The organism is uncultured Bifidobacterium sp. (genome assembly GCF_963540075.1).
Classification (GTDB): domain Bacteria; phylum Actinomycetota; class Actinomycetes; order Actinomycetales; family Bifidobacteriaceae; genus Bifidobacterium.
In genome coordinates, this window is sequence record NZ_CAUTOG010000007.1 from 34,646 (window position 1) to 47,563 (window position 12,918).

The 12,918-nt window shown below is 67.1% G+C and carries 6 protein-coding genes; 4 read left to right on the forward strand and 2 right to left on the reverse strand.

What is annotated here, in order from left to right; genetic code table 11:
• Window positions 1–87: 87 nt before the first annotated feature.
• Window positions 88–3,810, forward strand: a complete 3,723-nt coding sequence (locus RWX87_RS02015; RefSeq protein WP_314686347.1) for a phosphoribosylformylglycinamidine synthase — start codon at window positions 88–90, stop codon at window positions 3,808–3,810.
• Here the strand turns inward: RWX87_RS02015 and RWX87_RS02020 are convergent.
• On the reverse strand, window positions 3,807–6,554 hold the full coding sequence (locus RWX87_RS02020; RefSeq protein WP_314686349.1) for an HAD-IC family P-type ATPase: 2,748 nt from the start codon (window positions 6,552–6,554) through the stop codon (window positions 3,807–3,809). The two genes, RWX87_RS02015 and RWX87_RS02020, sit on opposite strands and share 4 nt — an antisense overlap.
• Window positions 6,555–6,980: 426 nt before the next feature.
• On the opposite strand from RWX87_RS02020, the gene purF reads away from it, so the two are divergent.
• From purF to purD, 3 genes are all read left to right on the forward strand, one after another.
• Window positions 6,981–8,504, forward strand: a complete 1,524-nt coding sequence (gene purF / locus RWX87_RS02025) for an amidophosphoribosyltransferase (protein ID WP_314686352.1) — start codon at window positions 6,981–6,983, stop codon at window positions 8,502–8,504.
• A gap of 80 nt (window positions 8,505–8,584) precedes the next feature.
• A complete protein-coding gene (gene purM / locus RWX87_RS02030) occupies window positions 8,585–9,619 on the forward strand; it encodes a phosphoribosylformylglycinamidine cyclo-ligase (RefSeq protein WP_314686354.1) in 1,035 nt (344 codons plus the stop codon).
• A 71-nt stretch (window positions 9,620–9,690) separates the two neighbouring features.
• A complete protein-coding gene (purD, locus tag RWX87_RS02035; protein WP_314686356.1) occupies window positions 9,691–10,962 on the forward strand; it encodes a phosphoribosylamine--glycine ligase in 1,272 nt (423 codons plus the stop codon).
• 79 nt (window positions 10,963–11,041) lie between these two features.
• Here purD and RWX87_RS02040 read toward each other — a convergent pair.
• The coding region (locus RWX87_RS02040; RefSeq protein ID WP_314686359.1) for an LTA synthase family protein at window positions 11,042–12,918 on the reverse strand (1,877 nt) is incomplete at its 5' end.

The following is a 12,918-nucleotide window of genomic DNA, read 5'->3' on the forward strand; positions in this document are numbered from 1 at the left end:
CGTTCATCCATTCCGTTCATCCATTCCTTCCATTCCGGGACGTCCTCCATCGGACATCCGCCAATCCGCATAGTTCAGGGGGCAGCCGTGGTCTTCCGCGTGTACGTGGAGAAGAAGCAGGAATACGACGTCGAGGCGGGGCAGCTCGCCCAGGAGCTCACCGAGGTGCTCGGCGTCAGCGGGCTGGCGGGCGTCAGACTCGTCAACCGCTACGACGTCGAGGGCATCGACGGCGACCTGTTCGCGAGGTCCGTCCCCGTCGTGTTCAGCGAGCCTCCGGTGGACGACGTCTCGTACGAGCTCCCGGACTTCGGCGACGCCCGGGTGTTCGCGGTCGAATACCTTCCCGGACAGTTCGACCAGCGGGCCGAATCCGCGGGGGAATGCATCCAGCTCATCAGCCAGGGCGTGCGTCCCACCGTGCGCACCGCCAGGATCTACGCCCTGTACGGAAGCCTCGACGGGGACCAGGTGGAGGCCATCAAGCGCTACGTCATCAATCCCGTCGAGGCCCGTGAGGCCTCGCTGGCCACCCGGGACACGCTGCGCATGGAGATGGCCGACCCCAAGCCCGTCGAGGTGCTCGCCGGCTTCGACGAGCTCGACGACGAGGGTCTGCGCCGCTTCGTCGACGAGCGGGGACTGGCGATGGACCTCGCCGATGCGCAGGTCTGCCAGCGGTACTTCCGTTCCGAGGGGCGGGAGCCCACCATCACGGAGATCCGCGTCATCGACACCTACTGGTCCGACCACTGCCGCCACACCACCTTCGGCACGCGGCTCACCGACGTGCGCATCGACGACGACGCCGTCCGGAAGGCCTTCGACAGATACCTGGGCATGCGCCACGAGCTTGGCCGCGACGAGAAGCCCGTCTGCCTCATGGACATGGCCACCATCGGCGCCAAATGGCTCAAGGCGAACGGCGTGCTGAAGAACCTCGACGAATCCGAGGAGATCAACGCCTGCACCGTCAGGGTCACCGTGGACGTCGACGGCGAGGACCAGGACTGGCTGTTCCTCTTCAAGAACGAGACGCATAACCATCCCACCGAGATCGAGCCCTTCGGCGGGGCGGCCACCTGCATCGGCGGCTGCATCCGAGATCCCCTCTCCGGCCGCTCCTACGTGTACCAGGCGATGCGCGTCACCGGCGCCGGCGACCCCACCGCGCCCGTGGCCGCCACGCTGCCCGGCAAGCTCCCCCAGCGCAAGATCGTCACCACGGCGGCCGCCGGCTACTCCTCCTACGGCAACCAGATCGGGCTCGCCACCGGGCAGGTGGCCGAGATCTACCATCCGGGCTACGTCGCCAAGCGCATGGAGGTGGGGGCCGTGGTCGGCGCCACGCCGGCGGATCATGTGCGCCGCGAGACGCCGGCCCCCGGCGACCGGATCATCCTGCTGGGCGGGCGCACGGGGCGCGACGGCATCGGAGGGGCCACCGGGGCCTCCAAGGCCCAGGACGTCGACAGCCTGGAGGAATGCGGCGCCGAGGTGCAGAAGGGCAACGCCCCCGTCGAACGCAAGCTGCAGCGGCTGTTCCGCCGCGGCGACGCCTGCCGGCTCATCAAGCGCTGCAACGACTTCGGCGCCGGCGGCGTGTCCGTGGCCACCGGCGAGATCGCCGACGGACTGGACATCGACCTCGACCGGGTCACCCGCAAGTACGAGGGTCTGGATGGCACCGAGCTGGCGATCTCCGAATCCCAGGAGCGCATGGCCGTGGACGTCGCCGAGAAGGACGTGGAGGAGTTCCTCTCCTACGCCCGCGAGGAGAACCTCGAGGCCGCCGTCGTCGCCGTCGTCACCGACCGGAGGCGCATGCGCATGACCTGGCACGGAAAGGCCATCGTCGACCTCAGCCGAGACTTCCTGTCCTCCAACGGCGCCCCGAAAAGCCAGGCCCTTCACATCGAGCGGGGCGGCTCCTACGCGACGCCGTGGATGTCCGGCACGCTTGGCGAGCGGATGCACGCGCTCGTCACCGACCTCAACGTGGCCTCGAACAAGGGGCTGGCGGAGCGCTTCGACTCGACGATTGGCGCGGGAACGGTGCTGATGCCCTTCGGCGGACGCCGTCAGCTGACCCCGACGCAGGCCATGGTCGCCGAGTTCCCCGTCGAGGGCGAGACGACGACGGCCTCGGCGATGGCCTGGGGCTTCAACCCCTACATCATGGAACGCAACCAGTACACGGGCGCCTATCTGTCCGTGGTGGAAGCCCTGTCGAAGCTCGTCGCCACGGGATTCCGCCGAGAGGATGCGTATCTCAGCCTGCAGGAGTACTTCGGCAAGCTGCGGGACGTGCCCGAACGCTGGGGCCACCCGACCGCGGCCGTGCTGGGTGCCCTTTCGGCGCAGATCGACCTCGGCGTCGGCGCCATCGGCGGCAAGGACTCGATGAGCGGCACCTTCGAGGACCTTGACGTACCCCCCACCCTCATCGCGTTCGCCGTGTCCGTGGGTTCCAGATCGCGTGCGGTGTCCCCGGAGTTCAAGAACGCGGGGCACCGCGTCGTGCGCATAGCCCCGCGCATGCTCCCCGACGGTCTGACGCCGGACGCCCAGGGCCTGCTCGAAGCTATGGAGGTCATCGAATCGCTTACCGACGCCCGTGAGGCACTCGCCGTCTCGACGCCCGGATACTCCGCCACGGCCGGCTCGCTGTTCCTCATGACCGTGGGCAACCGCATCGGTCTGCGTCTCGACGACTCCATCGCCATCGACGACCTGTTCACCCCGGCCTACGGCTCCTTTCTCGTCGAGCTCGCGGACGACGCCGAGCTTCCCGCGATGTCCAACCGGGTGGAGCATGGGGTCATCGGCGCGACCACCGCTGAGTACGCGCTGCACGCCGCCGGTGAGGACGTCAATCTTGACGCCCTCGAGGAGGCCTGGCAGAACGGCATCGCCTCGGTGTTCCCCTACCGCGCCGCGGGGAGGAAGGTCGACGCCGCCGAGTTCCACGCCGCGACGCCTCGAACGCGGTCCGGCTCGCCCGTGGCCCGTCCGCGCGTCGTCATTCCGGTCTTCCCAGGCACGAACTGCGAATACGACTCCGCAGCGGCCTTCAGGAGGGCCGGGGCGGAGGCGACGACCCTCGTCATCCGCAACCTCACCCCCGACGACGTCGCCGAGTCCACCCGGCGCCTGGCGGAGGAGATCCGCCACAGCCAGATCGTCATGCTGCCCGGCGGGTTCTCCGGCGGAGACGAGCCCGACGGGTCCGCGAAGTTCATCGCGGCCTTCTTCCGCTCCCCCGAGGTCACCGAGGCGGTGCGCGACCTGCTCAGGAACCGCGACGGCCTCATGCTCGGCGTATGCAACGGATTCCAGGCGCTCATCAAGCTCGGTCTCGTGCCCTTCGGCGACATCATGCCCATGGACGCCACCTGCCCGACGCTGACCTTCAACACCATAGGCCGCCATCAGAGCAGGCTTGTGCGCACGCGCGTGGCCTCCGACCTCTCCCCGTGGCTGTCCCTCACCCATGTCGGCGAGGTGCATACCATCCCGGTCTCCCATGGGGAGGGACGTTTCGTTGCCTCGCAGGAGATGCTCGACCGGCTGCTCGACGGCGGGCAGATCGCCACGCAGTACGTCGATGAGAACGGCGTGCCGGGCATGGACCTCGACGTCAATCCCAACGGATCGCTGCTCGCCGTCGAGGGCGTCACCAGCCCCGACGGGCGCGTGTTCGGCAAGATGGCGCACTCGGAGCGTACCGGCGAGGGGCTGTACCTCAACGTGCCCGGGAACATCCACCAGCCGATTCTCGAGGCCGGCGTGCGATACTTCACCGACTAGGCGTCACCTTCCTCGGAGCGGATCATGCCCGCGATGTTGCGGTGAACGCGACGTCCCACGGCCTTTATCCCGGACCGGGCGCTGTCATGCCCGCGTCGGGCGAGGAGACCGCGTATGGCCTTGTCCCCCTCACTGAAGACGAGCACCGTCAGAGCGACCCCCCAGCAGACCGCCCACTGGGGGCCGGACATGGGGGTCATCCCCAGCACGGAGGCCAGACCGGGCACGTACATGGCGCCCGCATGCACGGCGAGGGCGACGAGTGACGCCACGAGGAGGAAGGGATTGGCGAGCGGGTTCACCCGGAACACCGAGGTCGTCTCGGAGCGCGCGGACATGGCCATGAAGAAGTTGAAGAGGACGAGCAGGGTGAGAGCCATCGTCCTTGCCGCGGACACGTCATAGCCACGGTCGATCATGAGGCGGAAGACGACGAGGATCGCCACGCCCATCCACAGTCCGCACATGGCGGTGCGGCCCCACAGGGCGCTGGAGAGAAGCCCCTCCGTCCGGCGGCGCGGCGGCCTGTCGAGCTCGTCGCCCCGTCCGGGCTCGAAGGCCAGGGCGATGTCCTGAACGCCGTTGGTGACGATGTTGATCCACAGCATCTGGAGGGGCATGAACAGCAGCGGCATCTCGGAGATGACGTTCACCCCCACGGCGATCATGGCGGCGACCGCGGTGGAGAACAGGAAGAACGCCGACCCCCGGATCGCCTTGAAGGTCACCCGTCCCTGGGCCACGGCCCGGGTGATGGTGACGAAATCGTCGTCCGTGAGGACGACGTCGCTGGCCTGACGGGCCACGTCCGTGCCCGATTCCCCCATCGCGATGCCGACGGAGGCCGCCTTGAGCGCCGGGGCGTCGTTGACGCCGTCACCCGTCACGGCCACGGTCTCGCCCTGCTCCTGAAGCACCTCGACGATGCGCAGCTTGTCCTGCGGGGAGACGCGGGCCGCGATGGAGGTGCGCGAGAGCCGGTCGCGCAGCTCATCGTCGTCCATCAGCGGCATCTCGGCGCCCGTGACGGGCTCCGACGTATGGCGCAGACCCAGCCTCTCGCCGATGGCCTGGGCGGTCACGGGATGGTCGCCGGTGATCATCTTCACCTCGATGCCGGCCCGGCGGCAATCGGCGATGGCCTCCCGCACGCCCGTCCGCGGCGGGTCGAGCATGCCCTCGAGACCGAGCAGGCACAGCCCTGCCGGGTCCCCCAGCGAGTCCATGTCGGCGTCGGGGGGCAGCCCGCGACTCGCCACGCCGATGACCCGCAGTCCCCGTGACCCCATATCCACCGTGGCGGCACGGAGCGCGTCCGCATCCAGCGGAACCTGCCGTCCGTCATCGTCCAGCATCGACGAACTCATGGCGCCGACGATGTCCGGAGCCCCCTTGACGTACTGCGTCAGTCCTCCATCGGGGTTCCTGCGCACGGTCATCGAATACCGCAGCTCCGGCTCATAGGGGGTTTCGGCGACGATCGGCGCGGAAAGCTCCTCCCGTGTCACGGCATGGGCGAGGTCGGCCGCACGCGCCATGGCCATGTCGACCGCATCGCCTGAATAGACCACGAGTCCGGAATCATCCACGCCTCGGGTCGCCTCGTTCGTCAGGGAACCGGCCCGCAGAAGTCGCGCGAGCGCCGAATCGGTGACCGCAGTCTCCTCGTCTCCGACGCCGGGGAAGTCACGCGGCGTTCCCACGCCCACCGCGCAGGATTCGACCGTCAGACGGTTCTGGGTCAGGGTGCCCGTCTTGTCCGAACCGATGATCGTGGTGGAGCCGAGCGTCTCCACCGCGGGGAGCGTGCGGACGATGGCGTTATGCTCCGCCATCCTGGAGACCGCCAGAGCCATGGCCACGGTGAGGACGATGGGGAGGGCCTCGGGCATGGAGGCCACGGCGAGGGCGACGGCGGAAAGGAAGGCGTTGGCGGGGTCGCCCTTGAGGACCGCGCCGGCCACGAAGACGAAGGCGGCGACCACGATGACGATGACGGTGATGACGCGCTCCGTGCGGTTCATGATCCGCTGAAGGGGAGGGACTGTCTGCGTGCCGTTGACGAGGTCGCTGATCTCGCCGAGCTCGGTGTCGGACCCCGTCGCCACGACGACGCCGCGACCACGGCCGGATGTGACAAGCGTGCCCGAGAAGGCGATGCAGCCGCGGTCTCCGAGCGAGGCGTCATGCGGACAGGGCGCCGTGATCTTCGCGGCGTCGTCGCTTTCGCCGGTGAGCATCGATTCGTTGATCCGCAGATTGGTGACGCCGACGAGACGCAGGTCGGCGGGCACCATGTCGCCGCTTTCCAGAGCCACGACGTCCCCGGGAACGAGTTCGGGGGTCGGCACCCAGGACGTTTCCCCGTCCCGGATCACCCGGGCCGTGGGAGTGGACAACGAGGCGAGGGCGCTGACCGCCCTGTCGGCCTTGTCCTCCTGATAGAAGCCCAGAATGGCGTTGACGAGCAGAACGACGAGGATGGCGACCGCGTCGACGTAATGCCGCAGTCCCACGGTGACGATTCCGCAGATGAGGAGAACGACGATCAGCGGACTGGTGAACTGCGACAGAAACCGGCGCCACCGGGGGGTCGGAGGGGTCGACCGCAGGACGTTTTCGCCGAACAGACCAAGACGATGCCCGGCCTCCTGCCGCGTCAGTCCGCGATCGGAAGTGCGCAAAGCGTGGATGACCTTCGCGGCGTCCAGCTCATGCCACATCTCCTGGGGCATCGTCGTCATTGCGCCATCGGGCGCGTCGGCATGGGCGGTTCCGGGGATCGGCGAAGGCGATCGTGAAGTCGTCGTCATGGCTGTCTGCTCCTCTGGTCGTGGGCCCGTGCGGCTCGTCCTACGTCCGGCGGGCTGTGGGCGGCCTATGTCCGGCGAGGAACGCCGGATCGGCCAAGGGGTAGACGGTGATGTCATGGCGGTCGTCGTGGACCCTGAGGCGCCTGACACGCGACGGGCGACGCATCCGGATGAGCATCGGTCTGATTCCGACCCTATCAGCTCAGGCGAATCCGCGCCGTGGGTTCGCCGTCGGCGAGCTCACGGTGGGAACGGTGAATGCGCCGGCCGCGATGTAGCCGCGGGTTGCTAGTGTGGGGGCGTTGGCGCGATTCCCCTTTGACCGCGGTTTCGAACGGTTGTGGAAGGAGCAGGGGCTTGTCGGCTGAACTCGAGGACATCCATGAGGAATGCGGAATCTTCGGCGTCTGGGGTCATCCCGACGCCGCTAGACTGACCTACTTCGGGCTGCACGCACTGCAGCATCGCGGACAGGAGGGCGCCGGCATCGTCTCGAACGACAACGGACGCCTCATCGGACATCGGGGCCTCGGACTGCTCACGCAGGTCTTCTCGGACGAACGCGAGATAGCACGCCTCACCGGCGACAGGGCAATAGGGCACGTGCGGTACGCCACCACCGGATCCGGCTCGGTCGACAACATCCAGCCCTTCATATTCCGGTTCCATGACGGCGACGTCGCACTCGGACACAACGGCAACCTCACCAACTGCGTCAGCCTTCGCGAACGGCTCGAGGACGAGGGCGCCATCTTCCATTCGAACTCCGACACCGAGGTGCTGATGCATCTCATCCGCCGCTCTCATGCGGACACGTTCATGGACCGCCTCAAGGAGGCCCTCAACACCGTTCATGGGGGGTTCGCGTATCTGCTCATGACCCCTACGGCCATGATCGGGGCGCTGGATCCCAACGGATTCCGCCCCCTTTCCCTCGGACGCCTGCGCAGCGGCGCGTATGTGCTGGCCTCGGAGACCTGCGCGCTGGACATCGTCGGCGCCGAGCTCGTTCGTGACATCCAGCCCGGCGAAATCGTCGTGGTCGACGACGACGGCTACCGCATCGACCGGTACACGGACCGCACCCAGCTCGCCATCTGCTCGATGGAGTTCATCTACTTCGCCCGTCCGGACTCCAGCATCTACGGCATCAACGTGCATTCCGCCCGCAAGCGCATGGGCGCCCGTCTCGCCCGAGAGGCGCCCGCCGACGCCGACATGGTCATCGCGGTGCCGAACTCCTCGCTCTCGGCCGCCTCGGGCTATTCGGAGGCCAGCGGTCTGCCCAACGAGATGGGCCTGATCAAGAACCAGTATGTGGCCCGCACCTTCATCCAGCCCACCCAGGAGCTCCGCGAGCAGGGCGTGCGCATGAAGCTGTCGGCCGTGCAGGGGGTCGTCCGCGGCAAGAGGGTGGTCGTCGTGGACGACTCCATCGTGCGCGGCACGACCTCGAGGCGCATCGTCCGTCTTCTGCGTGAGGCCGGCGCCAGCGAGGTGCATATGCGCATCTCGTCGCCGCCGCTGAAGTACCCATGCTTCTACGGCATCGACATCCAGACGAGCAAGGAGCTCATCGCCGCCAAGAAGTCGGTGGAGGAGATCCGCGAGTACATCGGGGCGGATTCCCTGGCCTTCCTGTCGCTCGACGGTCTCACCGACTCCATCGGCCTGCATGCCGACGCCCCCTACGGCGGGCTGTGCGTCGCCTACTTCAACGGCGACTATCCCACCGCCCTCGACGACTACGAGGAGGGCTTCCTGAAGTCCCTCTCCCCCGACGACCGCGTGCGCATCCCGCGTTTCGCCCGGGAGTCCAGCCGTTACGACGGCAACGAATTCGTCCACGAGCCGCAGCCCGCCGCCGCCCTGGCCTCATGACCGGGACGCGCCCTGCCGCGGCAGCACCGGACGCCATCTCCACAATCAGCACATCAGCAACCAGCAGAAGGGTACCCGCCATGCCAGAGGCGTATGAGAAGGCCGGAGTGAGCGTCGAGGCCGGATACGAGGTCGTCCGACGCATCAGGTCGCATGTGGAGCGCACCGGCCGGCCCGGCGTCATGGGGGGCATCGGAGGCTTCGGCGGTCTGTTCGACCTCGCCTCGCTGGGATACCACGACCCGGTCCTCGTGTCGGGCACGGACGGCGTCGGCACCAAGCTCATGGTCGCGTCCATGGTCGGCCGCCACGACACCATCGGCATCGACTGCGTGGCCATGTGCGTCAACGACATCGCCGCCCAGGGCGCCGAACCCCTGTTCTTCCTCGACTACATCGCCTGCGGGCGCAACGATCCGGCGCTGCTCGAGAAGGTCGTCGCCGGCGTGGCCGACGGATGCGTCGAGGCGGGGGCGGCGCTGATCGGGGGCGAGACGGCGGAGATGCCGGGTATGTACGCTCCGGACGAATACGATCTGGCCGGATTCACGGTAGGCGTCGCCGAACGGTCGCGTCTCGTCGACGGCACCGGCATCGGCCGTGGGGACGCGCTGATCGGCCTGCCCTCCTCCGGCGTGCACTCCAACGGGTTCTCGCTGGCTCGCCGCGCCCTGTTCGACCAGGCGGGATACGACGCGTCGACGATCCTCCCCGAGCTGGAGGGTCGCACGCTCGGCGACGTGCTTCTCGAACCGACGCGCATCTACGTGAAGGCCCTCAGGCCCCTGTTCGCGGCCGGCCTCGTGCGCGGGGTCGCCCATATCACCGGCGGCGGCTTCATCGAGAACGTGCCCCGGATGCTTCCGGACGGCCTGGCGGCGCGTGTCGACCGCTCCTCCTGGACGGTCCCGCCCGTCTTCGACGTTATCGAAAGGGCCGGCGGAATCGACCACGACGAGATGTTCAACGTCTTCAACATGGGCATCGGCATGGTGCTCGCCGTGGACGCCGACCGCGCCGACGAGGCTCTGAAGGCCCTGTCCGGCGTCGGCGAGCGGGGACGACTGATAGGAGAGGTCGTCGACCGGTCCGACGACGCGGTCGAGCTGCGGTAGACGTCGAAGCACATGGCGACCCTCCCCCTCGCTGCGGGCGGCCGCCACCGAAACGAGGAGAGGATACGGGAATGAAGGTTCTGGTCATCGGATCCGGCGCGCGGGAGCACGCCATAGCCACCGCCCTGCTCGAAGGCGGCTCGGTGGAGGAGGTCACCGTGGCCCCGGGAAACCCCGGAATGCGGCGCGACGGCATCCATACCACGCAGCTCAACCCCTCGAACCACGCGGCGCTCATCGACTTCGTGCACGACAACGCCTACGACTGGGTCTTCGTCGGGCCCGAGGTGCCCCTGATGGAGGGCATCGTCGACGACTTCGCCACCGCCGGAATCCGCGCCTTCGGGCCCTCCAAGGCCGCGGCACAGATCGAGGGGTCGAAGGACTTCGCCAAGCAGCTGATGGAAAGACATGGCATCCCGACGGCCTCCTACCGGACCTTCGACGAGTTCGAGGAGGCCGAACGCTATGTGCGCGACCATGGCGCCCCCATCGTCGTCAAGGCCGACGGGCTGGCCGCGGGCAAGGGCGTCACCGTCGCGATGGACATGGATGCCGCGCTCGGCGCCCTGGAGGACATCTTCCTTGGCCGTCGCTTCGGGACCGCGGGGGCCAAGGTGGTCATCGAGGACTATCTGGAGGGTCAGGAGTTCTCCCTCATGAGCTTCGTCGATGGCACGCGATTCTGGACCATGCCCATCTCGCAGGACCATAAAAGGGCCCTGGACGGGGATCGAGGGCCCAACACGGGTGGGATGGGCGCCTACAGCCCCGTCCCCCAGATTGGCGAGGACGTAGTGAGGACGGCCGTCGACACCATCGTTCGGCCGACCGTGGAGGCGATGTCCGAAGAGGGCTATCCCTTCGTCGGCGTGCTGTACGCAGGACTCATAGCCACCCTGGACGGGCCCAGGGTCATCGAGTTCAACGCGCGGCTGGGAGACCCGGAGACCGAGGTCGTCCTGCCCCGTCTGACCAGCGATCTCGGGGCGGCCATCCATGCCATCCTGGACGGTCGCGACCCCGTCTTCACCTGGAGGGATTCCGGAGCGACTCTCGGCGTGGTGCTCGCAAGCGACGGATATCCCACGAACGTGGTGAAGGGAGCGCGAGTCCCCGACATCCCCGTGCGAAGCGACGAGCACGTCTACTACGCGGGAGTGGCCACCGGTGACGACGGCGCTCTCGTCGCCTCCTCGGGCCGCGTCCTGCTCGTCCAGACGCATGGTGACGACATCGCCTCCGCCCAGAGGCGCGCCTATGAGATCCTCGGCTCGGTGGACACCACGGGAATGTTCTACCGTCACGACATCGGCGCCAAGGCGCTCGTCTCGCCGCGCTGAACCGTCCCGCGCCTGCGGCGGGTCCCCATGCGGCGTGCGGCGGTTCCCCGCATGGGGACGCGCCGCAGGTCCCTCCCCGCTACTTCACCGTCATGAAGCCCAGGTCCTTGAGATATCCCTTGCCGGCGGTGATGTCGTACTGGATGAGTCTGTAGTCCCTGAGCAGCCTCTTCGTCGTCGAGTCGAAGTCCTTGGCGGACATGGGATTCCCCGAGGAGTCGAGGTACACGGCCTGTCCCGCGGGGATCCGGTCCCACCCCTGGATCTTGTTCACCAGCGGCGGCTCCATGGCGGAGACCTTGGTATGCAGTTCGGTGAGGAAGGCGAGGTACGGCGAGACCTTCGCGTCCATATGCTCGGCGGCCTGGGCCATGAAGAAGTTGGGCGACGAGTACGAGGCGTCCTCGTCCTTGGTGCCGCTGCTCGCCGAGGCCTTGTTCGACCAGATGAAGTAGTCGGTCAGATGCAGGGCCAGCGCATTGCCGGTGTCCGCGCTGGCCGTCGAATAGATGCCGGGCAGATGATCCCCATAGAAGACCACCGTGACGGGCTTGTCGAGCTTGTCGAGCTTGTCGAGGAACTTCTTGGTGGCATCGTCCGTCAGGTTTACGCCCTTCGCGTAGGTCTCGATGGATTCGGTTTCGGAATCCCCCAGCTGCTTCGACGAGTCCGTGCTCGTGGCCGTGAAGTCGTTGTCGTCGTACCAGTCACGGTAGGGCATGTGGTTCTGCATGGTGATGATCTGCACGAACTGGTTCGACGAGGTGCCGGAGATCTCCTTGAGAGCGCTGTCGTACGTCGACTCGTCGGACACGTAGGGCGAGTCGTCGATCTTCTTCTGATAGGCGATCCGGGGGCTCTGCAGGGTGTAGAAGCGGGAGAACCCGAACTTCACGTAGTTCGTCGACCTCGAGTACATCGAGGACTCATAGGGATGGAAGGCGACGGAGTTCGACGTGGAGCCCCAGAGCCTGTTGAAGGTCGGCGTCCACGACTCCCCCGGCACGAGCTGCTGGTACGGGCTCGTCAGCGAGGAGTCGAAGTTGACCATGCTCAGCCCGGTGAGCCCCATGTATTCGAGGTTGGCCGTGCCTCCGCCATAGCCGGAGGAGAGCATAAGACCGCTCGTCGTCTCGCTTTTGATCTGCCGGATCTTCGGCATGGCATCCTTGTTGAGACTCAGGCCGGGGACCCGTGAGGGGTCCGAGAAGGACTCGGACAGGACGAACACGACGGTGCTGTCCTTGAGGTTCTGCGAACGAGTGGAGTTGATGGTCGAGGCCTCGGACGCGTAGCGCTTGGCCACGGCCTTCATCGTGGCCTTGCTGTAGCCCTCCGGCTCCTCCATGATCGTCGGATTGAGCTGACGGAGGAACGCCACGGCCACGCCGTTGCGCTGCGCGTCATAGACGGAGTCCCACATCGAGGGGATGTCCCCCATGGCCGAGGAGAACGACCTCGCCCAGGAGCCGTAGGTCCCCGCCTGGGAGCCGTACAGGCCAAGGAAGAGGCAGGGGGCGAGGATGAGAAGCAGCCTGATGACGGCGGCGAAGGCCTTCGTCGGACCCCGCACCAGACGACCGTGACGGGCGTCGAGACGGCCGATCAGCACGAACGCCGCGACGACGAGAAAGAAGGCCAGCAGCGCGAGAACGATCACGAGCGCGGCCCCGTCGGGGACGAAGCTCACGAGATTGCCGGTGTTCGAGCCAAGAAAATCCAGATCGGACGGCTGGATGGCCTCATAGCGAAGCTCCACCTTGAAATGCTCGATGACGGCGATCACCGTGACGACGGCAAGCAGCGCCGGGGATGCGATCCAGAGACGGTTGGTGAGCATCAGAAGCACGAGATAGGCGCATCCGACCAGCAGCATGTTGAGAAGGAGGACGAAGTTGAGGTCCGTCCATGTCTTCGACACCAGCGTCCAGAAGCCGTTCAGGGGGCTGGACAGCT

Bases quoted from the DNA above. Each gene is read 5' to 3' on its own strand.
- RWX87_RS02020 (WP_314686349.1), bottom strand. From the start codon at position 6,554: ATGACGACGATGCCCCAGGAGATGTGGCATGAGCTGGACGCCGCGAAG.
- purM (WP_314686354.1), top strand. From the start codon at position 8,585: ATGCCAGAGGCGTATGAGAAGGCCGGAGTGAGCGTCGAGGCCGGATAC.
- purD (WP_314686356.1), top strand. From the start codon at position 9,691: ATGAAGGTTCTGGTCATCGGATCCGGCGCGCGGGAGCACGCCATAGCC.